At 69.2% G+C, this 22,650-nt stretch carries 19 protein-coding genes; 10 read left to right on the forward strand and 9 right to left on the reverse strand.

The window, feature by feature from the left end; genetic code table 11:
* Positions 1–642 (forward strand): response regulator transcription factor, encoded by a 642-nt coding sequence (locus tag LCL61_RS23440; RefSeq protein WP_340681692.1) that lies wholly within the window; start codon positions 1–3, stop codon positions 640–642.
* On the opposite strand, the gene LCL61_RS23445 is transcribed toward LCL61_RS23440, so the two are convergent.
* On the reverse strand, positions 632–1,210 hold the full coding sequence (locus LCL61_RS23445; RefSeq protein WP_340681693.1) for a nuclear transport factor 2 family protein: 579 nt from the start codon (positions 1,208–1,210) through the stop codon (positions 632–634). The two genes, LCL61_RS23440 and LCL61_RS23445, sit on opposite strands and share 11 nt — an antisense overlap.
* The gene (locus LCL61_RS23450) at positions 1,207–2,529 is read right to left on the reverse strand and encodes an MFS transporter (RefSeq protein WP_340681694.1); all 1,323 of its coding nucleotides are present in this window, start codon (positions 2,527–2,529) and stop codon (positions 1,207–1,209) included. Before LCL61_RS23450 ends, LCL61_RS23445 begins: the two co-directional genes overlap by 4 nt.
* 159 nt (positions 2,530–2,688) lie before the next feature.
* On the opposite strand from LCL61_RS23450, the gene LCL61_RS23455 reads away from it, so the two are divergent.
* The 3 genes from LCL61_RS23455 to LCL61_RS23465 are packed head-to-tail and all read left to right on the forward strand — an operon-like array spanning position 2,689 to position 7,515.
* Positions 2,689–4,161, forward strand: a complete 1,473-nt coding sequence (locus LCL61_RS23455; RefSeq protein ID WP_340681695.1) for an amidase — start codon at positions 2,689–2,691, stop codon at positions 4,159–4,161.
* 38 nt (positions 4,162–4,199) lie between these two features.
* A complete protein-coding gene (locus LCL61_RS23460; RefSeq protein WP_340688657.1) occupies positions 4,200–4,940 on the forward strand; it encodes an ABC transporter ATP-binding protein in 741 nt (246 codons plus the stop codon).
* Positions 4,941–4,944: 4 nt separating this feature from the next.
* Positions 4,945–7,515: an FtsX-like permease family protein gene (locus LCL61_RS23465; protein WP_340681696.1), complete on the forward strand. Its 2,571-nt coding sequence runs from the start codon at positions 4,945–4,947 to the stop codon at positions 7,513–7,515.
* Positions 7,516–7,533: 18 nt separating this feature from the next.
* Here the strand turns inward: LCL61_RS23465 and LCL61_RS23470 are convergent, their stop codons facing one another.
* Together LCL61_RS23470 and LCL61_RS23475 are read right to left on the reverse strand one after the other, a co-directional pair.
* Positions 7,534–8,883, reverse strand: a complete 1,350-nt coding sequence (locus tag LCL61_RS23470) for a DUF2252 domain-containing protein (protein WP_340681697.1) — start codon at positions 8,881–8,883, stop codon at positions 7,534–7,536.
* Between the two features lie 51 nt (positions 8,884–8,934).
* Positions 8,935–9,783, reverse strand: a complete 849-nt coding sequence (locus LCL61_RS23475) for a DUF1206 domain-containing protein (RefSeq protein WP_340681698.1) — start codon at positions 9,781–9,783, stop codon at positions 8,935–8,937.
* 50 nt (positions 9,784–9,833) lie between these two features.
* Between LCL61_RS23475 and LCL61_RS23480 the strand changes: the two genes are divergently transcribed.
* On the forward strand, positions 9,834–10,193 hold the full coding sequence (locus LCL61_RS23480; protein WP_340681699.1) for an antibiotic biosynthesis monooxygenase family protein: 360 nt from the start codon (positions 9,834–9,836) through the stop codon (positions 10,191–10,193).
* A 37-nt stretch (positions 10,194–10,230) separates the two neighbouring features.
* Here the strand turns inward: LCL61_RS23480 and LCL61_RS23485 are convergent, their stop codons facing one another.
* From LCL61_RS23485 to LCL61_RS23505, 5 genes are all read right to left on the reverse strand, one after another.
* A complete protein-coding gene (locus tag LCL61_RS23485) occupies positions 10,231–11,583 on the reverse strand; it encodes a GlxA family transcriptional regulator (protein WP_340681700.1) in 1,353 nt (450 codons plus the stop codon).
* Positions 11,584–11,585: 2 nt separating this feature from the next.
* A complete protein-coding gene (locus LCL61_RS23490) occupies positions 11,586–11,984 on the reverse strand; it encodes a hypothetical protein (RefSeq protein WP_340681701.1) in 399 nt (132 codons plus the stop codon).
* Positions 11,985–12,304: 320 nt separating this feature from the next.
* Positions 12,305–12,946 carry a response regulator transcription factor gene (locus LCL61_RS23495; RefSeq protein ID WP_340681702.1) on the reverse strand — a complete coding sequence of 214 codons (642 nt, stop codon included), beginning with the start codon at positions 12,944–12,946 and terminating at the stop codon, positions 12,305–12,307.
* On the reverse strand, positions 12,943–14,046 hold the full coding sequence (locus LCL61_RS23500) for a sensor histidine kinase (RefSeq protein ID WP_340681703.1): 1,104 nt from the start codon (positions 14,044–14,046) through the stop codon (positions 12,943–12,945). Before LCL61_RS23500 ends, LCL61_RS23495 begins: the two co-directional genes overlap by 4 nt.
* Before the next feature lie 59 nt (positions 14,047–14,105).
* On the reverse strand, positions 14,106–15,104 hold the full coding sequence (locus tag LCL61_RS23505; RefSeq protein ID WP_340681704.1) for a LacI family DNA-binding transcriptional regulator: 999 nt from the start codon (positions 15,102–15,104) through the stop codon (positions 14,106–14,108).
* Between the two features lie 161 nt (positions 15,105–15,265).
* On the opposite strand from LCL61_RS23505, the gene LCL61_RS23510 reads away from it, so the two are divergent.
* The 5 genes from LCL61_RS23510 to LCL61_RS23530 are packed head-to-tail and all read left to right on the forward strand — an operon-like array spanning position 15,266 to position 22,524.
* Entirely contained in the window at positions 15,266–16,333 is a 1,068-nt protein-coding gene (locus LCL61_RS23510; RefSeq protein WP_340681705.1) for an ABC transporter substrate-binding protein, read from the forward strand.
* 2 nt (positions 16,334–16,335) lie between these two features.
* The gene (locus LCL61_RS23515; RefSeq protein ID WP_340681706.1) at positions 16,336–17,811 is read left to right on the forward strand and encodes a sugar ABC transporter ATP-binding protein; all 1,476 of its coding nucleotides are present in this window, start codon (positions 16,336–16,338) and stop codon (positions 17,809–17,811) included.
* A 34-nt stretch (positions 17,812–17,845) separates the two neighbouring features.
* Positions 17,846–18,802 carry an ABC transporter permease gene (locus LCL61_RS23520; RefSeq protein WP_126735093.1) on the forward strand — a complete coding sequence of 319 codons (957 nt, stop codon included), beginning with the start codon at positions 17,846–17,848 and terminating at the stop codon, positions 18,800–18,802.
* The gene (locus LCL61_RS23525; RefSeq protein WP_199745489.1) at positions 18,799–19,791 is read left to right on the forward strand and encodes an ABC transporter permease; all 993 of its coding nucleotides are present in this window, start codon (positions 18,799–18,801) and stop codon (positions 19,789–19,791) included. Before LCL61_RS23520 ends, LCL61_RS23525 begins: the two co-directional genes overlap by 4 nt.
* 9 nt (positions 19,792–19,800) lie before the next feature.
* On the forward strand, positions 19,801–22,524 hold the full coding sequence (locus tag LCL61_RS23530; RefSeq protein WP_340681707.1) for an AbfB domain-containing protein: 2,724 nt from the start codon (positions 19,801–19,803) through the stop codon (positions 22,522–22,524).
* Positions 22,525–22,650: the final 126 nt, after the last annotated feature.

Genomic DNA, 22,650 nt, shown 5'->3' on the forward strand with positions numbered 1-22,650 from the left:
ATGGTCACCACCGATTCCGCATCCGGCGGCGAGACGCCGCCGGTGGTCTACATCGTCGACGACGACGAGGCCATCCGCCAATCCCTGGTGTTCCTGCTGGAGAGCGTCGGCATTCAGGCGCTCGTCTACCCGGACGGGCCGACGTTCCTGGAGGAGTTCGACCCCGACGAGCCGAGCGTGCTGATCATCGACGTCCGGATGCCGGGGCTCAGCGGTCTGCAGCTGCAGGAGAAGCTCGTCGCGCGCGAATTCCCGGCCCCGGTGATCTTCTGCTCCGCGCACGGCGACATCCCGATGTCGGTGCGGGCGCTCCGGCTGGGCGCCGTGGACTTCCTCGAAAAGCCGTACGAGCCGCAGCGGATGCTGGAGGTCGTCCAGGCGCAGCTGGTGGCCGCGGCGGAACGGTTCTCGGCGGCCGCCTGCCGCAAAGCCGTCGCCGAGCGGATCGCGACACTGACCCCGCGCGAGCGGGAGGTGCTCCGGCTGGTGATCGACGGCCTGCCCAGCCAGCTGATCGCGCGCCGGCTGGGCACCAGCGTGAAGACCGTCGATGTGCACCGGGCCCGGATCAAGGCCAAGACCGAGGCGGACAGCCTCGGCACCCTGGTGCGGGACGTCCTGCAGCACCAGGTCACGGTGTAGGTGCCGGTGGTCTCGTTCCCGGCGCCATCAGGACCGACGCCGCCGGGAAGTCCGACGCGAAATCGCCGGGCAGCGGGGCGATGAAGACGTTCTCGGTCCGCGTGCGGGTGATGAGCCAGTGGCCGTCTTGGCGCCGGAACGCGTTGTTGAGCCTGCTGGATCGCAGCAGGCCGGTGCCGTCGGCGTACAGCCACGGCTGGACGTGGATCCATTGCCCCTCGGCCCGGTCGCCGTCGACGTGGATCTGCTCCGACGTCAGGTAGTGGGCGTTGAGGACCAGCGCCGGATCCCGCTTCTCGCCCCAGAACCGTTCGAAATGCGCCCGGATCCGGTCCTTGCCCACCGCGCGGCCGAACTGCCCGTCGTAGTGCTCGCCGACGCCCTCCCAGACGGCGTCCTCGGCGTACAGCTCGAGGATCAGCTCGATGCGGTGGTCGTCGCCGGTGACGCCGTACTCCGGGCACGGGGTGTCGCAGAGGAACATGTAACGGGCCTGGATGCGGCGGATCTCGGCCTCGGCCTCCAGCACTTCGACGCGGTGACGCAGTTCGGCGAGTTCGTCCTTCATCGGTGGGTCCTCACTGGCGCGGTTTCGGGAAGGGCCAGCAGGCAGACGACGGTCAGCGCCATTCCGCCCGCGAGGTAATAGCCGACCGAGGCCGAGGAGCCGGTCCATTCGATGAGCCGGTTCGCCATCGATGGCGCGAGGCCACCGCCGAGCACCGCGCCGAGCTGGTAGGCCAGCCCGGCGCCGGACTGCCGTTGCTCGGGTGTGAACAGCTCGGTCAGGTAGGTGATCAGCGGGCCGAACAGGAACCCGGTGACGGCGAAACCGACGGCGATGGCGAGCGCCCATGCGGTCAGCGTGCCGATCTCCGCGATCGGGAACAGCAGGAACATGTAGGCCAGGACCGCGACGGCCGACGCGAGCATCACGGGTTTGCGGCCCAGTTTGTCGGAGAGCCGTGCGCCGATCACGACCGTGACCGCGTGGAGCGCGAGGCCGGGCAACGTGCACCACAGCACGTCCTGGATGTCCAGCCCGAGGCCCTTCGGTGCCGGACCGGCGGCATAGGAGAGCATGAACCCGGCCAGGACGAACATGACACCGTTGAGACCGGTGTTCGCGCCTGCCGCGAGCAGCAGCTTGCCCCAGTTGTCCCGGATGACGTTCCAGATCGGCAGTTTGACGATCTTCTTGTCCAGTTTGCTGGCCGCGAGCTCGTGGAACACAGGCGATTCCTCGAGGGCACGCCGCGCCCAGACACCGATGGCCAGTACGACCGCGCCCGCGATGAACGGGATCCGCCAGCCCCAGCTGGTGATGACCCCTTGCGGCAAGTAGAAGATCAGCACGAACGCGAGGTTCGCCAGCAGCGCACCCAGCGGCGACCCGAGTGCGACGAACGCGCCGAACGCCGCCCGCCGCGACGGCGGCGCGTGCTCCACGGCGAGTACCGACGCCCCGCCCAGTTCGCCGCCGCGCGAGAAGCCGTGCACCAGGCGCAACAGGACGAGCAGCAATGGCGCGGCCACACCGATCGTGGCGTAGCCGGGCAGCAGTCCCATCAGGACGGTGGCCGCGCCCATGAGGTAGAAGGTGATGAGCATGGCGCGGCGGCGGCCGTAGCGGTCGCCCACCCAGCCCATCACGATCGCGCCGAGCGGCGCGACGACGTAGCCGATCGTGTAGGTCGCCAGGCTCATGAACGAGGCGAACCAGGGATCGGTGTCGCCGGAGAAGAACACCTTGGGGAAGACCAGCGCGGAGGCGACCGTGTAGATCGAGAAGTCGAAGAACTCCAGCGATGTTCCGGCGCCCGCGCCGATCGCGAGCCTGCGGGTCTGGGCCGAGGTGGTCTTGGATGGAGCGGTGGATGCTGTCATGCGCTCTTCCTTGAACGGTGACGGACGGTCGACGTTGCGCCCCTCCCCGGCAACGTTCGTCCCAACGTAGGAAGCTCCAGGTGCCCCGCCTAGTGGAGGAACCCGCTGCCGGACTGAAGGTTTTCCCTACCGAGTCACCGATATCGAGGAGGTCCGCGCGTGAGCGCGATCAACGATCTGCCCGCCACCACCCAGGCCAGGATGCTCGCCTCCGGCGAGTTGTCGGCGAGGGAACTGCTCGACGCCACACTCGACCGCGTTGCTGAGCTGAATCCGGTACTGAACGCCGTCGTCAGCATCGACGAGGACAAGGCGCGGGCCGCCGCCGCGGCGGCCGACGAAGCGCAGGCGGCGGGGCGCTCGCTCGGGCCCCTGCACGGGCTTCCGCTCGCGGTGAAGGATCTCCACGCGACCGCCGGGATGCGCACCACCTTCGGCTCGCCCGCGTTCGAGGACAACGTTCCCGACGCGGACGAACTCGTCGTCGCCCGGATGCGGGCGGCCGGGGCGATCGTCTTCGGGAAGACGAACGTTCCCGAGTTCGGCGCGGGTTCGCACACCTTCAACCCGGTGTTCGGCCTGACCCGCAACCCCTACGCGCCGGACCGCTCCGCGGGCGGTTCGAGCGGAGGTGCCGCGGCCGCGCTCGCGGCGGGGCTGACGTCGCTGGCCGACGGCAGCGACATGGGTGGATCGCTGCGGAATCCGGCTTCGTTCTGCAATGTCGTCGGCCACCGCCCGAGTCCGGGCCGAGTCCCGGCGTGGCCGGCGAAAGACGCCTGGTTCACCCTCGGCGTCCAAGGTCCGATGGGGCGCACGGTCGCCGACGCGGCCCTGCTGCTGTCCGTGCAGGCGGGCCCGGACGAGCGCGCGCCGCTGTCGCTGCCCGAACCCGGCACCGTGTTCGCCGCCGAATTGCCGACCCGGCTGGACGGCCTGCGGATCGCGGTCTCACCGGATCTGGGCGGCCGGGTGCCGGTCGACGCCGAGGTCGCGGCGATCGTGGAAGACCAGGTGGACGTGCTGCGCGGCCTCGGTGCCGAAGTCGTCTCCGGCTGTCCCGACCTGACCGGAGCCGAGGAGGTATTCCTGACCTTCCGCGCCCTGAACTACGCGCAGGGGGTCGGTGACCTCGTCGACGCCGAACCGGACAAGGTGAAGCAGGCCATCCACTGGAATGTCGCGAAAGGACGCGCGCTCACCGGCGCCGACGTCGCCACGGCCATCCGGCTGCGCACCGAACTCTTCCACCGCGTCCGCGCCTATTTCTCCGATGTGGACGCCGTCGTTCTTCCCGCCAGTCAGGCACTTCCCTTCGATGCCGAGCTGGAGTACCCGAAGACGGTGGGCGGGTCCGAAGTGGACGATTACCTGCACTGGATGCGGGCGGCCTACCTGATCTCCGCCACGGAATGCCCGGCGACCGCCGTCCCGGCGGGCTTCACCGGCGAAGGGCTGCCGGTCGGGGTCCAGGTGGTCACCGCACGTCACGCCGACTTGCGCGCGCTCGGGATCGCGCACGCGCTGGAGATGGCGAACGGTCACACCACCCGCAGGCCGCCGCATGGTGGTGCCAGTACCACCACGAGTCTTCCCTCACGTGGGATCGATCCGGGCCTTCCCCGGCCGTAGGTTTCAGGAGAGAGATCACCACCGGTTAAGGGGAAATGATGAATTCAGGGGGCACGCGCGCCTTGACGCTGGAATCCGTGAGCAAGGTCTACGGATCCGGCGACGGCGCGGTCACGGCCTTGAACGGGGTGACCGTCGAGGTGCGCAAGGGCACGTTCACCGCGGTGATGGGACCGTCGGGATCGGGCAAGAGCACCTTTCTGCACTGCGCGGCCGGGCTGGACAAGCCGAGTTCCGGCCGGGTGCTGCTGGGGGACACGGAACTGAACAGGCTGCGTGAGAAGGCGCTCACCGAACTGCGGCGGACCCGGATCGGGTTCATCTTCCAGGCCTACAACCTGTTGCCGTCGTTGAACGTGCTGCAGAACATCACGCTGCCGACGCGGCTGGCCGGGAAGAAGCCGGATCCGCGATGGCTGCGCGAGATCGTCGAGGGAGTCGGGATCGCGAAGCGGCTCGAACACCGCCCGTCGGAACTCTCCGGCGGCCAGCAGCAGCGGGTCGCGATCGCCCGCGCGCTGATCACCCGGCCCGAGGTCGTCCTCGCCGACGAGCCGACCGGGGCGCTGGACACGCGCACCGCTCGCCAGGTCCTCGATCTGCTTCGCTCCATTGTGGATGGTATGGGGCAGACCGTGCTGATGGTCACCCACGATCCGGTCGCGGCTTCGGCCGCGCACGGCGTGCTGTTCCTCGCCGACGGCAAGCTGGCGGGCCACCTCCCGGAGCCGACTCCGGAACGGGTCGCCGAGCGCATGACCCACCTCGGGGAGTGGTGACGTCATGTGGGATTTGGCTTGGCAGACGACGAAGACCCGCTTGAGCGGTTTCGTCGGCGCGTTCGTCGCGATCCTCTGCGGGACGGCGCTGGTCGCCGGGTGCGGCATCCTGATGGAATCCGGTCTGCGCGCGGGTGTCCCGACGCAGCGGTACGCGGACGCGGCGGTCGTCGTCGGCGGTCAGCAGACGGTCGACCCGCCGGGTGCCGGCCCGCTCGAGACCCAGCAGGTCGCCGAGCAGGCTTCGGTGCCGGTGAGCCTCGCCGGGACGATCGCCGCGGTGCCGGGGGTTCGCGGCGTGGTGGCGGAGCAGAGCTTCCCGGCCACCGTGGTGACGGCCGACGGCCGGGTGCTGAACGGGCCCGAAGGCGGCCAGTCGTTGGGCCACAACTGGGACGCCGCGGCGCTGGCGCCGTTCTCGCTGCGTGACGGCCGGGCGCCCGCGGGCGCCGACGAGGTCGTCCTGGACGCGGACCTGGCGTCGCGGAGCGGGGTGTCGGCCGGTCAGCGGGTGAAGATCGCCGTCCGTTCGGCGCCGGTGGAGTTCCGGGTTTCCGGTATCGCCGCCCCGAAGTCGGGTGACGGACTCACCCGGCAATCCGCGGTGTTCTTCTCACCGGAGAAAGCCGCCGAACTCGCCGGGACACCCGGCCAGGCGCACGCGATCGGTGTGCTGGCGGACCCGGGTGTCGCGCCGGGGGACCTCGCCGACCGGATCCGCGACGCGGTCGGCACCGACAAGGTGACGGTGACGACCGGGGTCGAGCGCAGCACGGTCGAGTTCCTCGACGTCAGCCAGACCCGGATGCTGCTGATGGCGCTGGCGGGCTCGTTCGGCGGCTTCGCGCTCCTCATCGCGGTGTTCGTCGTGGCCAGCACGCTGGCGCTGGTCATCAACCAGCGACGCCGGGAGTTCGCGTTGCTGCGGGCGATCGCGGCGACTCCCCAGCAGATCCGCAAGCTCATCGGCGCCGAGACGATGATCGTCGCGGTGGTCGCCGGGGTACTGGGCAGCGGCCTCGGGGTGGCGGTGGGTTTCGGGCTGAGGAACGCCTTCGGGGCCATCGGCGTGATCCCGCCCGACTTCGAACTGGCGCTCAGCCCGATCCCGCTCGTCGCCGCGCTGGCGCTCGGTCTCGGCACGGCACGCCTGGCCGCCTGGTCGGCTTCGCGGCGCCCGTCGTCGATCCGACCGGTGGAGGCGCTCGGCGAGGCCGCGGTGGAGCGGCGTGAACTCGGGCGTGTGCGCGTCGTCATCGGCTGCGCGCTGGTGGTGGCCGGTCTCGGGGGATCGATGGTTCCGATCTTCCTCCGCGGTGACGCGGGGCTCGCGGCTTCGGGTGGTTCGTCGCTGATCATCGTGATCGGGCTGGCCGTGGTCAGCCCGAAGGTCGTCGCCGTCATGACGCGGCTGATCGCCCCGGTGCTCAACCGGACCTCGCGGATCAGCGGCTACCTGGCCGCGGCGAACAGCCAGGCCAACTCGCGCCGTCTCGCCGCCGCGGTGACGCCGGTGATGCTGGCCGTCTCGTTCGCGCTGACGATGTTCTACAGCCAGACCTCCGCGGCCGCCGCGCGACAGGAGGAGACCGTCGAGTCGACCACCGCCGACCACGTGCTCGCCGGGAGCACGGGCGGGCTCTCGCCGGAGGTCGCCGAGGCGGCGCGGCGGATCCCCGGGGTGGCCGCCGCGACCCGGGTCGTCCGCACCGAGGTGATCAACACGGTGCAGGAACAGGACAGCCTGCGCGTCGAGCGGTACGCGGCGCAAGGACTGGACGGCGCGCAGGTCCGCGGGAACCTGGAGCTGGGCGTGGTGTCGGGCAAGATCACCGACCTGACCGGGAACACCGTCGCGATGAGCGAATCGGAAGCAGGCTGGTACGAGAAGAAGATCGGCGACGAGGTCGAGTTCTACTTCGGTGACGGCGCTCCGGCCAAACTGCGGCTGGTCGCCACCTACAGCCGTGACCAGGCTTTCGGCCGTTACGTGCTGCCCGCGGACCTCGCCAGGGCGCACACCGGCGATCGGATGGACGACTCGGTGCTGGTGCGGCAGCAGCCCGACGCGGACGCCGCCACCGTGACCGCCGCGCTGAACGCCCTCGCGGCCCGCTATCCGGGGCTGGTCGTGACGCCGGGATCGGCGGTCGCCGCGCCCGCCGGCGGGCAGCAGCAGGCCCAGTTCTACGTGAACCTGGTCGCGGTCGGGGTGATCCTCGGCTACGTCGTGATCTCCGTGGCGAACACGCTGGTGATGAGCACGGCGCAGCGCTCCCGGGAGTTCGCGCTCCTGCGCCTGATCGGCACGACGAAACGCCAGGTGGTGCGGATGATGCGCTTCGAAGCGCTGACGACGGCCGGCGTCGCGGCGCTGCTGGGGACCGTGGTAGCGGGGGTTCCGCTGGTACTGCTGAACCTCGGTCTGCGTGGCACGCCGCTGCCGTCCGGCACGATCACCGTCTTCGGCGGGGTCGTCGCCGGGGCGATCCTGCTCGGCGTCCTGTCGCTCGGCCTGGCCACCCGCGTGGCGCTGCGGTCGAAGCCGATCGAGGCGATCGGTCTCCGCGAGTAGCGCGTCCCCGTCGTCCGGTCAGCCCTCAGCGGCGGGCCGGACGGCGGGGATCTTCCCGCCGCGGAAGGCGTCGACGAACAACCGGTGGTCGTCCCTTGACTGCTCGGCGTAGGCCATCGCGAACTCGGTCAGCGAGCGGACGAACTCGTCTTCACGGTCACCGATGACCCCGGCGATGGCCGCTTCGCTCTGGAAATCGACTAGGGTCTGCTCGGAGTCCGAATCGGACACACAGTGCATCTTCGCGGTGGCCCGGCCGAGGTAGTCGAGGACCGGCCCCATCTCCGACGGTTCGGTCAGATCCGACCAGTCCAGGTCGTCGACGTAAGGCGACAGCTCCGAGACGACGAACCCGGTCCCGTCGATCTCCGTGTAGCCCAGCCAGGGATCCGCGTGCGCCTGCAAGGCGCGCTGGGAGACGGCGGTACGGTGCCCCTCGTTGGTGAAGTAGCCGCGGATGCTCTGTTCGGACACGATACGGCTCGGCGCCGCGACGTTGCCCTGTTTCATCGACAGGACGACGTCGTTCTCCAGCGCCTGTGTCCGGCCTTCGACGAGGATGTTGTACGCGGGCAGTCCGGCGGAGCCGATGCCGAATCCGGTCCGGCCGACGATGTCCTTGACCCGGTAGGTGATGCTGCCGAACCGCTTGTTCTCCGGAATGGTGTCCAAATAGGACTCGAAGGCCCTGGTCGCGATCTCGTGTTCGGCTTTCTCGAGGACCCGGACACCAGGCCCGTGCCGGAACCTGCGGTCGTAATCCTCCACAGTGGTCAGCTCGTCGAGCAGGTCGATCCGTGTCTTGAGCCGGGCCCTCAGCAGGACGTGGTGCAGGACGCCCTCGGTGCTGTCAAGCTGAAGCCGGACGAGTTCGTCGCCGGGCTGCTCGGCGTACTCGCGGACCTGTTCGACGTAGGCGCGCAGATAGGTGCCGATCAGCGTCTCGATGTCGTCGTCCGAGATCGCCTTGCTCCACGCCAGCAGCGCGACACTGGCGGCCAGTCGTTTGAGGTCCCAGGTGAAGCAGCCGAGGTAGGCCTCGTCGAAGTCGTTGACGTCGAACACCAGCGTCCCGGACGAATCCATGTAGCTGCCGAAGTTCTCGGCGTGCAGGTCGCCCTGGATCCACACACGGCTGGTTTCGGCGTTCGCCCACGGATCGTCCTCGTGCGCCATGTCCGCGTAGAACAGGCACGCCGAACCCCGGTAGAACGCGAAGGGGGCGGCGGCCATCTTCCGGAACTTGCGGCGGAACGCGTCCGCGTCCGCGCGCATGAGGTCCTCGAAGGCCTCCACCAGTACCTCGACGATCCGCGCCTGACGATCGTCCTCGCCTCGCTCGCGGATCAGCCCGACCACACCTGTCATCACGACCTCCAGACGTCGTTCACGGTGCCACAGGTCGGTTCGCCGGGCAGGTCAGATCTTCCGGAAACGCGCGTCCAGTAGCGCGAAGGCGCCGAACGCGGCGATCCCCGCCGCGAGCACGAGGAGCATCGGACCGCCGTACGGCTGGGCGGAGAGCGTCTTCAGCGCGGCGTCGAGGCCGCCCGCCTTGGCCGGGTCGAACGTGACCGCCGCGACGACCGTCAGCACGCCGATGGTGCCGTACGCGGCGGAGAGCGCGATCCAGCCGACCTGCCCGAGCCGGATCGTCGTGGTCCTGGCGGGCTCGGAGGCACCGCTGAAGTCGAGTTCCCGGGTGAAGGTCTTCCGGATGCCACGCTGGGCGAGGAACACGGCCACCGCGACCACGGCGATCCCGGCGGCGGTGACCAGAACCGGTCCGTACGGCTCCGCGAGGATCCCGGCGACGAGAGAGCCTTGCCCGTCGTCGGCGCCCGCGACGGCGATCTTCACCGCGCTGTAGGACACGAGACCGTACAACACGACCTCGATCCCGCTGACGATCCTGCGTACGGTCCGCCGCCGTGCCTTGACGTGCCGGTGCCCAGTGATCGCCTCGCTGAGCTGCCACAACGCCAAGACGGCGAGACCGGCCGCGATCAGCCACAGCAGCCACGCGCCGCCCTCGGCGACCACCATCTGCAGTGCGCCCGCCTTGTCCGCCTTCGCCTTGTCGCCGAGTGCGACCTGCGCCGCGAGCCATGCGACGAGCAGGTGCACGATGGCGTAGCAGACGAGCCCGCCTCGGGCGATCAGGCCGAACGTCTTGCTGTCGCGCATCGGCCGATCCTCGCCGAGCGGACCTCTGCCCGCCAGACCCGGCCGGAGGAACATGTCGGGCAGGTCACTCTTGATCTCCACCGAGGTCGAGGGTGAAGGCTCGGGTCCATCACCTGTTTCGAGGAGTGAACATGAGTGAGGACAAGGGCTTCTACTCGATCATCGAGTACGCGGTCGACGGGCCGGAGACCCAGGCGGCGTTGGTGGAGGCCTTCGCGGAGATCCAGGAGCGCTGGGTCCGGTTCTACCCGGGGTACCTCTCGGCCCGCTTCCACGCGAGTGTGGACGGGACGAGGGTCGTCAACGTCGTCAGCTGGGCGAGCGAGGCGGACTACCGGCATTTCGAGGAGACGTCGGACACCGCCGGACGGCTCGCGGCCATCCAAGCGGCGCTCGACGGCCTGCCGGGCGACGTCGAGTCGCTGGTGAGCGCGAATCCGCGCTACCGCGTCGTCCGGGAGACCGGACCCGGCCCGCGGGCCGGTGACTGACACAGGGCCGAAGGCCTCGGTCCGAAAAGAACCAGGGTCACTCCGGGCCCGGCTGCCGCCGGGTGGTCCGGATCCGGCGATAGAGGGCTCGGATCCCGAAGGCCGCGAGCAGGCCGATGACGGCCAGCCCGAACGGCCGGAGCGTGACCGTCCACGGCCACGCTTCGCCATCGAGCGTGAGGTGCTCGGTCCGGTACTCCAGCGTTCTGGCCGTCCACCGCGTGGTCGCGGTGTCCGTGGTGCGCACGAGGTCTTCGAGTACGGCGTCGAACGGGAACCCCGGCGCCGCGTGCAGATACACCGGCGAGAACCCGGGGTACCGATCGGCGGCGCGACTCGCGGCCGCGTCGGCGCCGGGCACGATCAACCGGTCGTGGTCGGCGGTCGCCGGCGTGCCGCGCGGCGCGAAGGTCAGTCCGTGCCGGGACCGGATCGGCGTGCCGTCGAGGCCGACCGCCGTCGTCCCGACCGCCAGCGACTGCCCGTAGGTGTCGAACACCGCGGCGAGTTCCAGTTCCCGGATCCCGTTCGTCAGCAGGACACCCAGCATCGGCTTGTCCCAGCGGAACGCCGTGTTGAACCCGACCACGGTGTCCGCCGCATCGAAGCCGTTCTGCGTCATCGGCGGGCTGGGGCCGGGGGAGTAGTGGGTCCAGCCGATCGCATCCGCGGCCTTCCGCGCGGCTTCGGTGCCGGCGAAGCGCTCGGTGAGGTGGAGCGCTCCGTCGATGCCGGAGAGGATGCCGGCCGTGGTCACGATGTTCCCGTCGTCGACGTAGCGCGTGCCGCGAACCCAGTCCACGGCGGGGAATTCGTCGTCGAAGCCACCGATGCGGATCCAGTGCGCGGTGGCCTTCCTCCCGTCGAGGAGCCCGGCCGTGGCGAGCACACCCGAACCGTTGCAGACACTCATGAGCAGCGAGCCCCGCGCCGACTGACGCTTCAGCCAGTCGGTCACCGGCCGCGTGGTCGGCTCACCGAGATCCGGCAGCGCCGGCACCACCACGACGTCCGGCGCGGCGGACGAAAGCAGCCTGTCGAGATCGGCGAAACCCAGGTCGGGGATCAGGTCGAGGCCGCCGGTCAGGGTGACCGGCCGGACCTCCGGCGCGACGGTGTAGACGTTGAACGCATCGGCCGCCGCCAGGACCTCGTAGGGCGCGAGCGCGTCGGAGACGACGGCACCCTCGTTCCCCACGACGACCACCGCGGTGGGCTTCGCCGGATCGTGCGGCCGGTGGGCCGGGCGCGGCGCGACCCCGTCGGTTCTCTGTGTGTAGCGGTTTTCGAAGCTGGCGCCGAGGGTGACCGCGCCGAGTGTGACGGGCAGAGCCAGCGCGGCGACGGTGAACGCCAGCACGGTCAGCGTGATCCGGACGAAGGGTCGCATGGTCAGAGCCCGTACTCGGCGCGGCGGCGGATCATGGCGGCGAGCATCGCGGGCACCATCAGCACGTGCCCTGCCGTCATCAGGGTCGGACCCGAGACCAGGCCGGTCCAGAAGAACGGCAGGAACAGCGCGTAGGGCAGGTACATCGCGGCCGACATCTCGGCGATCGAAGCCCAGCCGTGGCGCCGGATCCGCATCCACAGCGCCATGCCGATCGACATGTTCGTCGCCATCACCAGCGCGTTCGCGGTCACGTTCCCGGCAAGGCCCGGCCACAGGAACGACCAGACCGGCTCCAGGACGATCATCCCGGCCACCATCGCGACCAGCATCTCCACGGCGTGGCGGATGAAGTGCAGGACGGCCTGCTTGCGGGTCTTCTGTTCAGTCGTGTGGTTCATTTCCGGCTCCCTCGGTCGATGCGATGGGAGCAATGTTCGGCCGAGACGGGGCACGGGAGCAGGTGCCGGAAGTCATGTGCGAGGTCATGTGTCCGTGAAGGCCTCCTTGCCTACCCTGAAGGTAGTGAAGGAGGCCTTCACTACCGTCAGGGTCGCCGCTCTCGTCTCAGGTGCACCAGCGACCACAGCAGGCACAGCAGGCACAGCGGCCGCGCGTGAAGGCCCCCTTCCCTCGGCTCAGCCGAGGAAACTCGACCNTTCCGATCTTCGACGGCGGCGGGCCGGGGTCAGAACCCGAATCGCCACTCACGACCCGCCGCTCAAAACAGGCCGAGTTCCTTCGCGCGCAGGGCGGCCTGGGTGCGATCCCGCACCTGGAGCTTGGACAGGACGCTCGTCACGAGATTCTTCACCGTGCCCTCGGCGAGGAACAGCGTCTTGGCGATCTCGCGGTTGCTGCGGCCGCCGGCCAGGAGCCGGACGACCTCGAGTTCACGCTCCGAGAGCGGGGTCGCCAACGGCCGGGGTGCCTCGGCGGGCAGCCGTGCCACCCTGGCGACGAGTTTCGCCGCGACCGACGGCTGCAGCACCGATTCGCCCCGTTGGGCCGCGACCAGCGCTTCGACCAGCCGCGTCGACGAAACGTCCTTGAGCAGATAGCCGACGGCCCCCGCGCGCAACGCGGCGAACACGTCCTCGTCGTCGTCGAACGTCGTCAAAGCCAGGACACGCACGTCCGGTTGCTCGGCCCGAAGCCGTGCGGTGGCCGCGATGCCGTCCAGCACCGGCATCCGCAGGTCCATCAGCGCGACGTCGGGACGGAGTTCGGCGCAGCGCCGGACGGCTTCCTGGCCGTTCGCGGCCTCGCCGACGACGTCGATCTCCGGCTGGACTTCCAGCAGGGTCGCCAACGCCTCGCGGAACAACGCCTGGTCGTCGACGATCAGCACCCGGACGCTCATCCCGGCACCTCCACGGTGAGCGTCGCGCCGTGCCCTTCTTCGGAGTCGACCGAGACACTGCCGCCCAGCCCGGCGACCCGCTCGCGTAGTCCCACGAGACCGAAACCCTTGTCCGGCGGGGGATCCCCGGTGAACCCGAGACCGTCGTCGCGGACCTCGAGCCGGATTCGATCGGTGACGGCGTAATCGAGCACCACGGTCGCGGCGGTGGCCCGCGCGTGCTTGCGCACGTTGGTCAGTCCCTCCTGTGCCGCCCGGAACAGAGACTCCTCCACGTCGGCCCGGGCGTCCCGCGCGGTGCCCTTGACCTCGAACCCGGTCGGCACGCCCGCCGCGGAAGTCTCCTCCGTCAGCGCCCGCACCGCGTCCGCGAGCGGTTCGGAACGCGGCTCCCGCAACGCCGACACCGATCGGCGGACCTCCGCGAGCGCCTCGCGTGACTGGTCCTGTGCCTTGGCGAGCATCCCGTCGGCTCGTTCCGTGTCGCCGGTACCGATCACCGCGCGGGCGGCCTGCAACATCATCTGGACGACGGTGAGGTGGTGACCGAGCCCGTCGTGGATGTCGCGCGCGAGGCGGTTGCGTTCCTGGATCGTGGCGAGCTGTTCGGCCTGCGCGGCCTGGTCGCGAAGACGTTCGTGCGCCTCGGCCAGCTCCTCCCGCGCGCGCTTCTCCCGGACGACCAATTCGGTCACCACGGCGGCGAAGACCATGACCGCCAGCGTCCCGAGCCCCTCGCGGAGCCCGTCCAGCGGTGCCATCGGCAGATGGATCAACGGGATCACCACCGCGACCCCGAAAGCGACCGGTAGTGGCAGCAGCAACACCGTGTGACAGACGAGGACCACGAGAAGCAGGACGGCCCCGATGGCGGCGCCCGACAGAGAGAACAGGGTGAAGCCGAGCGGTAACTGAACGCAGACGTACGCGATCGCCCACGGGCGCCCGCGTTTCTGCACCCAGGGGAAGCCTGCGATCGCGATCGCCGCGTAGATCAGCCCGGCGAGGAGCGTCGGCAGCACGAGCGTCTCGTATTTGGCCGAGCCGAGCGGCAACGTCACGTACGCGACGAGGGTCAGTGCGGCCAGAGCCCGGTTCACGGACACACAATGCCACGTACGGGGGCGAGATGGGCGAACTCGCGTGATCAGGCCGGGAGTCAGGCGATGGTGCTGTTCCGGATCTCCAGTGAGAACGGCGTCTGGACGTCTTCCGGTTCCAGGTCGCTCCCGCCCGCGATACGCCGCCGCAGCAGATCGACCGCGGCCCGCGCGATCGCCGCCTTGTCCGGCGCGATCGTCGTCAGCGATGGCAGGCTGTACGCGCTCTCCTCGTTGTTGTCGAAGCCGACGATCGCCATGTCCGACGGCACCTGGACGCCGCGTTCGGCCGCGGCGCGCAGGGCGCCGATGGCGAGAAGGTCGTTGAAGCAGAAGACCGCGTCGGGCGGTTCCGGCAGCGCGAGGAGGTGTGCCATCGCTTCGGCACCGTTGGCGCGGTGGTAGCGCAGGGCGGGCAGGACCAGTTCGGGAATGGGCACGAGCCCCGCTTCTTCGAGCGCGGAGTGGTAACCCTCCAGCCGTTGCGCGGCCGTGTGGCGCTGCGGATGCGCGCCGATCGCGGCGATCCGGCGGCGGCCGAGTGAGATCAGGTGCCGCACCGCGATCCTGGCGGCCTGGACGTTGTCGATACCGACGTGGTCGATCGGGACGTCTACGACGTGCTCACCGAGCATCACCAGTGGCACGCCCGGCGCCAGATCCTCGAAATCGTTGGTGTGCAAGGCTTCCGGACTGATGATCGCGCCGTCGATCAGATGGGGGCCGAGCGCGGACAGCGCGTTGCGCTCCCGCTCCCTGGTGCCGAGGGTCTGTTCGATCAGGACGTTCCACTCGTGTTCCTGCGCCGCCTGCAGCACCAGGCCCGCCAGCTCGCCGAAGTACGGGATGCTCAGCTCGGGCAGCATCAGCCCGAGGAACCCGGTGCGGCCGCGGCGGAGGTTGCGGGCGCCCAGGTTGGGCCGATATCCGGTCGACGCCAGTGCCTCCTCGACGCGTTTGCGGTTCTCCGGCTTGACGAAGTCGTAGCCGTTGACCACGTTCGACACGGTCTTGACCGAGACGCCCGCAAGCTTGGCGACGTCCTTGAGCGTGGCCACCCTCGCTCCCCTCTGCAGTGCTCCGGCACAGATCCGGCACAGCCTAGCCGCGCGAACGGCGGATTTACAACGTTGTACCAACGATGTAAATCTGGCATCGTCCCTATGAGTGACATGGGTCACCGCAGATCCGTGTGCTCGACTTCCCCGAGGAGCGATCGATGTCCCTGCCCATCCGCCGCACCCTGCTCCTGGTGACCGGCCTCGCGCTCGCGCTGACGGCCTGCACCAGCCGCGAGACCCAGCAATCCGCCCCGTCGGGGGCGGGACCGGCCGCTTCGGCGGCGCCGAACCAGGCCGCGGGGCCGGGATGCGCCCGCGAGAAGACCGGTTACCCGCAGGTGGACGTGAAGAACGCGGTCATCGGCTTCTCCCAGTCGGAGAAGGAGGCGAACCCGTTCCGCATCGCCGAGACGCAGTCCATCAAGGACGAAGCGACGAAACTCGGTGTCCCGGCGGACAAACTCCTGATCACCAACGCGCAGAGCGATCTCAACAAGCAGGTCAGCGACATCAAGTCGTTGCTGGACCGGGGCGCGCAGCTGCTCATCGTCGCCCCGCTGAACTCCGACGGCCTCCAGCCCGCCCTCGACGCGGCGAAGGCCAAGAAGGTCCCGGTCGTCACTATCGACCGCAAAGTGACCTCCCAGCCGTGCACCGATTACCTGACCTTCATCGGCTCCAACTTCGTCGAGCAGGGCAAGCGCGCCGCGCAGGAGATGGTGAAGGCCACGGGCGGCACCGGCAAGGTCGCGATCCTGCTCGGGGCGTCCGGCAACAACGTGACCACCGACCGCACCAAGGGGTTCAAGGACGAGATCGCCGCGACCACCGGCATCCAGATCGTCGCCGAGCAGACCGGTGAGTTCGACCGGTCCAAGGGCCAGGCGGTCATGGAGCAACTCATCCAGAGCAACCCGGAGATCACCGCCGTCTACGCCGAGAACGACGAGATGGGCATCGGCGCGGTGACCGCGCTCAAGGCCGCGGGCAAGACGCCGGGCAAGGACGTCAAGATCGTGTCGATCGACGGCACCCGCAACGCCGTCCAGCTCATCGCCGACGGCAGCTACAACGCGGTGATCGAGTCCAACCCGCGCTTCGGCCCGCTCGCCTTCACCACGCTGCAGGACTTCGCCGCCGGCAAGGAGATCCCGCCGACCGTGGTGATCTCCGACGACCAGTACGACTCGGCGAACGCGGCCCAGAAGCTCGGGAACGCGTACTGACGATGGAACCGGTTCTCGAGGTCGAAGGCGTGACGAAGACGTTCGCCGGGGTGCGCGCGCTCGACGACGTGTCGTTCGCGCTGCGGCCGGGCGAGGTGCACGCGCTGGTGGGCGAGAACGGCGCCGGGAAGTCGACGCTGATCAAGGTGCTCACCGGCGTGCACAAGCCGGACTCCGGCACGATCCACGCGCGGGGCGCGATCTCCACGATCTACCAGGAGGTCAACCTCATCCCGCTGATGAGCGTGGCGAGCAACGTGTACCTCGGCCGCGAGCCGAGCAAGCGGTTCGGGCTGGTGGACTGGGCGCGGATGAACGCCGACGCGGCGGCGCTGCTGAAGGACTACGGCATCGACGCCGACGTGCGCCGTCCACTCGGGACACTCGGTGTCGGCGCGCAGCAGATGGTGGCGCTGGCCCGCGCGGTGTCGGTCGACGCCGACGTCGTGATCATGGACGAGCCGACGTCGTCTTTGGAGCCGCGTGAGGTCGAGACGCTGTTCGAGGTCATCGGCAGGCTGCACGAACGCGGGATCGCGATCGTGTACGTCAGTCACCGCATGGACGAGCTGTACCGGATCTGCGAACGGGTGACGGTGCTGCGGGACGGCAAGCGGGTCCACACCGGACGGCTCGCCGACTTGCCGCGGCTGGAACTGGTGTCGATGATGCTCGGCCGCAGTGTCGGTGACATCCGTTCGCATGGCGCGACGGCCTTCGAGGGCGACCACGAGGCCGGCCGGGAACCGGTGCTGCGCGCGGAGAACCTCACCAGCGGCAACCGCCTGACCGGGGTATCGGTGGAGATCAGACCCGGCGAGATCGTCGGCCTCGCGGGGCTGCTCGGCTCCGGCCGGACCGAGACCGCGCGGGCGATCGTCGGCGATCTGCCGCTGTCCGGTGGCACCGTCCTCGTCGGGGGAAAGCAAGTCCCGCAAGGGAATGTGGCCGCCGCGATGCGCGCGGGGGTCAGCATGCTCGCCGAAGACCGCAAGACCGAGGGCATCATCCCGCATCTCTCGGTACGGGAGAACATCGTGCTCGCCGCGTTGCCGAAGCTGTCCCGTTTCGGCCTGGTCAGCCGTGCCCGGCAGGACCGGATCGTCGACACGTTCGTGAAACGCCTGCGGATCAAGGTCTCCAGCCCGGATCAGAAGGTCGCGGAGCTCTCCGGCGGCAATCAGCAGAAGGTGCTGCTCGCCCGCTGGCTCTGCACCGAACCGAAGGTGCTGCTGCTCGACGAGCCGACCCGGGGGATCGACGTCGGCGCGAAGGCGGAGGTACAGGCGCTCATCGACGAACTCGCGAAAGACGGGCTCGCCGTCCTGCTGATCTCGTCGGAGATGGACGAACTCCTCGACGGCGCCGACCGGCTGATCGTGCTCAAGGACGGCGCGGTGGTCGGGGAACTGGCGGGGGACGAGCTGACGCAGGACCACGTGCTGGCCGCGATCGCCTCGGGCGGTGCGGATGACTAGCACTCAGCGGAGAACGGAGGAACCGGGGCCCGCCATGACGGACACGGCGAAAACGGTGGACCGGACCCGGGCGGCGCGGTGGCTGCAGGAGTACGGCGTGTACGTCGCCGTCGTCGCGCTCGTCCTGTTCAACATCGCGTTCACGGCGAACTTCCTGACCGTCGGGAACTTCCGCACCCAGCTCATCCAGGCCGCGCCGGTGCTGGTGGTCGCGCTCGGGATGGCGCTGGTGATCGGCACCGAGGGCGTCGACCTGTCGGTGGGCGCGGTGATGGCGCTGTCGGCCGCGCTCGTCCCGCTGTACCTCGGCTACGGAACGCTGCCCGCGGTCGCCATCGCGCTCGCCGCGGGGCTGGCGGCGGGTGCGTTCAACGGCGTTCTCGTGGCCAGAGTCGGGATTCAACCCATCGTGGCGACGCTGGCGTTGCTCGTCGGCGGGCGCGGGCTCGCGCTGGTGCTCGCCGACGGCCAGCTGATCCAGCTGCACGATCCGGGCTTCCTCGCACTCGGCACCGGCGAGGTGCTCGGGATCCCGGTGAGCGTGCTCATCGCGGCCGTGCTGGCCGTGCTGATGGCGGCGCTGGTCGGGAAGACGGCGTTCGGCAGGCGGCTGGTCGCGATCGGCGGCAACCGGCGGGCCAGCGTGCTCGCCGGGCTGCCGGTCACTCGCGTCCTCATCGGCGTCTACGCGATCTGCGGGCTGCTCGCGGCGCTGGCCGGGGTGTTGTCCACCGCCCGGCTCGGCGCGGGCGACCCCGCGGACGCCGGCCTGCTGATGGAACTGTCCGCGATCACCGCGGTCGTGGTCGGCGGCACCCCGCTGACCGGCGGCCGGGTCCGCATCCTCGGCACGGTGATGGGTGTCCTGCTCATGCAGCTCGTCCGCGCCACGCTCATCAAGCACAACCTGCCGGATTCGACCGCGCAGATGATCCAGGCCGCGATCATCGTCGGCGCGGTGTACGTCGCACGGGAACGGAGCAGCCGATGACCGCGGCGCCCACGATGGCCGCCCAGGACTCCACGCGGCGCGAGCTGATGACCGGAGTGCTGCAGAAACAGGGCGCGGCGATCGCGCTGGTGCTCATGGTCGCCGTCGCGTGGCTGCTGTTCCCGCGCTTCGGCAGCCTGGACAACCTGCGCGACATCGCGTTGCAGAGCTCGTTCCTCGCCATCATCGCGCTCGGGATGACCTTCGTGATCATCACCGGCGGGATCGATCTGTCCGTGGGATCCGTCTACGCCCTCGGCGGGGTACTCGCCGCCTACGGGTCGCAATGGGGATTCCTCGTCGCGCTGCTGCTACCGCTGGCGGTGTGCGGGCTGATCGGCCTGATCAACGGGTTGCTCGTCGCGAAGACCGGGATGGCACCGTTCATCGTCACGCTGGCGTCCCTGCTGTTCGCCCGCGGGCTGCTGCTCGCGATCACCAGCGAGGGCGCGACGACGTACAAGATCCCCGAAGGCGAGGCGTTCGTCGAACTCGGGCGTGGCACGCTGTTCGGGTTCGGCTATCCGGTGTTCATCGCGGCGGCGCTCTGCCTGGTCGGTGGGCTGCTGCTGCGGCGGACCCGGTTCGGTCAGTCGGTGTTCGCGACCGGCGGTTCGGAGCAGTCCGCGAAACTGATGGGACTGCCGGTGGCGCGCACCAAGGTCACCGTCTACGTGATGAGCGGCGTCCTGTCCGGGCTCGCGGGCGCGCTCACCGCGGCTTACCTGCAATCCGGTGTCACAGTGATCGGGGTCGGCCTCGAACTGGACGCCATCTCCGTCGTCGTCATCGGCGGCACCCTGCTGACCGGCGGGATGGGCACGATTCTCGGAACGGTCATCGGGGTGGGCATCCGAACGGTCATCCAGAACGTCATCAACCAGATAGGAACTCTCGACAGCAACTACCAGTCGGTGGTCAGCGGTGCGTTCCTCTTGGTGGTCGTTGTGCTGCAACGGTCATTGGCCCGTACGACCGCCCGGAGATAGGGAGATCGCATGCACCGAAGAACCGCGCGCGCCCTGAGCGTCGTGGCCGGTCTGCTGGCCGCCGCGACGACACTCGTCCCCGTCGCCCAAGCCGCTCCCGTCCCGCTCCCCACCCCGTGGACCGGCCACGTCTCGCCGTCGAACGCGCTGCCCGAGTACCCGCGCCCGCAATTGGTGCGCTCGGAATGGCTCAATCTCAACGGAACCTGGGGTTTCACCGGCGCACCGAATCTGAATTCGCCGCCTATCGGCAGGCCGTTGAGCGAGAACGTCCTCGTGCCTTACCCGATCGAGTCGATGCTTTCGGGCATCAAACGGCATGAGGACAACATGTTCTACCGCCGGACGTTCACCGTTCCGTCCACTTGGGACGGTCGCCGGGTGAAGCTCAACTTCGGTGCCGTCACCTGGGAGACCAGGGTCTGGGTCAACGGGACGCCGGTCGGGAGTCACACCGGTGGTTTCGACGCCTTCTCGTTCGACATCACCCCTGCGCTCAAGGCGGGGGAGAACGAGATCATCGTCGGCGTCGCGTCTCCTGTCGACGGGAGCCGGTACCCGGTGGGGAAGCAGCGCAAGACGCCCAGCGGCATCTTCTACACGGCGGCGTCGGGGATCTGGCAGACGGTCTGGCTGGAGCCGGTGCGTGCCGAGCACATCACGCGGCTCGACACCACTCCCGATGTTCCCGGCGGCGCGCTCGACCTCGTCGTCCAAGGGACCTCAGGGCAGCAAGCGACCGCCGAAGTCCTTTCGGGTGGTCAAGTGGTCGGCACCGCCACCGGTACCGTCGGTACCCGCCTGCGGATTCCGGTGCCGAACGCACGGCTGTGGTCGCCCGACGACCCGTTCCTCTACGACCTGCGCGTCCGGCTGCCGGGAGGCGACGTCGTCACCGGGTACTTCGGCATGCGGTCGCTGGGCAAGGCGATGGTCGGCGGCGTGATGCGGCCGCTGCTCAACGGCAAGTTCGTCTTCCACTTGGGCACGCTGGACCAGGGATACTGGCCGGACGGCATCTACACCGCGCCGACCGACGAGGCCCTGCGGTTCGACCTCGAACGCCAGAAGGCCTTGGGCTTCAACATGGTCCGCAAGCACATCAAGGTCGAGCCGGCGCGGTGGTTCTACCACGCCGACAAACTGGGGCTGATGGTCTGGCAGGACATGCCGTCGCTCGACTCGATCGACGAGGTCCCGAACGGGCGCGCGAACTTCGAGTCCGAACTGCGGCGGATGATCGAGCAGCACAAGGGCATCACCTCGATCGTGCAGTGGGTGCCGTTCAACGAAGGCTGGGGCGAGTACGACGCCGGCCGCATCGTGGATCTGGTCCGCTCGATCGACGACACCCGGCTGATCAACCACAACTCGGGATCGAACTGCTGCGTGTCCGATCCGGATCCGGGCAACGGTGACGTGATCGACGACCACGCGTACCAGGTCTCCACCGGCACCAGGCCGCCCGACGCGCGAAGGATCGCGGTGCTGGGGGAGTACGGCGGCCTCGGGCGACGCGTCATCGGGCACGAATGGGAACCGGGCAAGGGCTTCGCGTACGGCGCGCTGTACCCGGACGAGACGTCGTTGACGAACCGGTACGTCGAGATCACCGAACAGGTCGGGCGGTTCGTGCACGGCCGCGGGCTTTCCGCGTCGGTCTACACCGAGCCGTACGACGTGGAGAACGAGGTCAACGGCTTCTACACCTACGACCGTCGCGTGTTGAAGATGACCGAAGCGCGGGTGCGCGAGATCAACCAGAAGGTGCTCGCCATCGCCAAGGGTACCGAGGTCGGCCGAGGCGAACTCCTGTCGCTACGGGTCACGACGGCCGGGTACACGGATCGCTATCTGCGGCACCAGGACGATTTCGTCCGCACGGACGTCCTCGGTGAAGGCAGTGCGGACCTGGGGAAGAAGGACGCGACGTTCTGGGCCCGGCAGGGACTGGCCGACGCGTCGTGCCTGTCGTTCGAGTCGCGGAACTACCCCGGGCACTTCCTGCGGCACGCGTCGTCGCGGGTCCGCAAGGACGCGAACGACGGTTCGGCGTCGTTCGCCGGCGACGCGACCTTCTGCGCGAGGGAAGGCGCCGGAGGAACGGCGCTGGAGTCGTTCAACCAGCGGGGCGCCTTCATCCGCCACTACGCCGAGACCGTCTATCTGGCGCGCAGCGGCGGGCCGAACCCGTGGGACACGCCGTCGAGCTTCGCGGCGGACACGACGTGGGCGGCGTCGGTCCCGCTTTGGCGCAGCGGCGCGGATCTGCCGCTGGACCAGGCTCGGTCGTTCAAAGTGGCCACGCCCGGCTTCACGGACCGCTTCCTGCGGCACCGCGACGGCCTCGCGCGGACGGACGTGGTGAACGCGGGGAGCGCGGCACTGCTGAAAGCGGACGCGACGTTCGTCGTGCGGCGCGGGCTCGCGGACCCCTCGTGCTACTCGCTGGAGGCGCGGAACTATCCGGGCCAGTTCCTGCGGCACGCGGACTTCCGGGTGCGGCTGGGCGGGAACGACAACACCGACCTGTTCCGGAAGGACGCGACGTTCTGCGCCCAGCCCGGTGCCGGCGGCGTGCGGTTGGCGTCGGTGAACGAACTGGGTACGAACGTGCGGCACTACGCCGAGGAGGTGTACGTCGCCACCAGCGGCGGCGGCCACCCGTTCGACAACCCGGTCTCGTACGACCAGGACGTGACCTGGGCGGTCTCCGCGGCTTGGGCTCCGTAGTTCGGGCTCGTGAGTGGCAAGGACGGTTCTAACCGTCCTTGCCACTCACGAGGGCAATGACCACTNCCGATCTGGTTCTAACCGTCCTTGCCACTCACGAGGGCGATGACCACTCCCGGTAACCTT

The sequence above is a fragment of the Amycolatopsis coloradensis genome, from assembly GCF_037997115.1.
GTDB classification, from domain to species: Bacteria; Actinomycetota; Actinomycetes; order Mycobacteriales; family Pseudonocardiaceae; genus Amycolatopsis; species Amycolatopsis coloradensis_A.

Coding starts and splice junctions, on each gene's coding strand:
- LCL61_RS23450 (WP_340681694.1), bottom strand. CDS start 2,529: ATGACAGCATCCACCGCTCCATCCAAGACCACCTCGGCCCAGACCCGC.
- LCL61_RS23485 (WP_340681700.1), bottom strand. CDS start 11,583: ATGCGACCCTTCGTCCGGATCACGCTGACCGTGCTGGCGTTCACCGTC.
- LCL61_RS23465 (WP_340681696.1), top strand. CDS start 4,945: ATGTGGGATTTGGCTTGGCAGACGACGAAGACCCGCTTGAGCGGTTTC.
- LCL61_RS23495 (WP_340681702.1), bottom strand. CDS start 12,946: ATGAGCGTCCGGGTGCTGATCGTCGACGACCAGGCGTTGTTCCGCGAG.
- LCL61_RS23445 (WP_340681693.1), bottom strand. CDS start 1,210: ATGAAGGACGAACTCGCCGAACTGCGTCACCGCGTCGAAGTGCTGGAG.
- LCL61_RS23490 (WP_340681701.1), bottom strand. CDS start 11,984: ATGAACCACACGACTGAACAGAAGACCCGCAAGCAGGCCGTCCTGCAC.
- LCL61_RS23470 (WP_340681697.1), bottom strand. CDS start 8,883: ATGACAGGTGTGGTCGGGCTGATCCGCGAGCGAGGCGAGGACGATCGT.
- LCL61_RS23525 (WP_199745489.1), top strand. CDS start 18,799: ATGACCGCGGCGCCCACGATGGCCGCCCAGGACTCCACGCGGCGCGAG.
- LCL61_RS23460 (WP_340688657.1), top strand. CDS start 4,200: ATGAATTCAGGGGGCACGCGCGCCTTGACGCTGGAATCCGTGAGCAAG.
- LCL61_RS23510 (WP_340681705.1), top strand. CDS start 15,266: ATGTCCCTGCCCATCCGCCGCACCCTGCTCCTGGTGACCGGCCTCGCG.
- LCL61_RS23530 (WP_340681707.1), top strand. CDS start 19,801: ATGCACCGAAGAACCGCGCGCGCCCTGAGCGTCGTGGCCGGTCTGCTG.
- LCL61_RS23515 (WP_340681706.1), top strand. CDS start 16,336: ATGGAACCGGTTCTCGAGGTCGAAGGCGTGACGAAGACGTTCGCCGGG.
- LCL61_RS23480 (WP_340681699.1), top strand. CDS start 9,834: ATGAGTGAGGACAAGGGCTTCTACTCGATCATCGAGTACGCGGTCGAC.
- LCL61_RS23520 (WP_126735093.1), top strand. CDS start 17,846: ATGACGGACACGGCGAAAACGGTGGACCGGACCCGGGCGGCGCGGTGG.
- LCL61_RS23440 (WP_340681692.1), top strand. CDS start 1: ATGGTCACCACCGATTCCGCATCCGGCGGCGAGACGCCGCCGGTGGTC.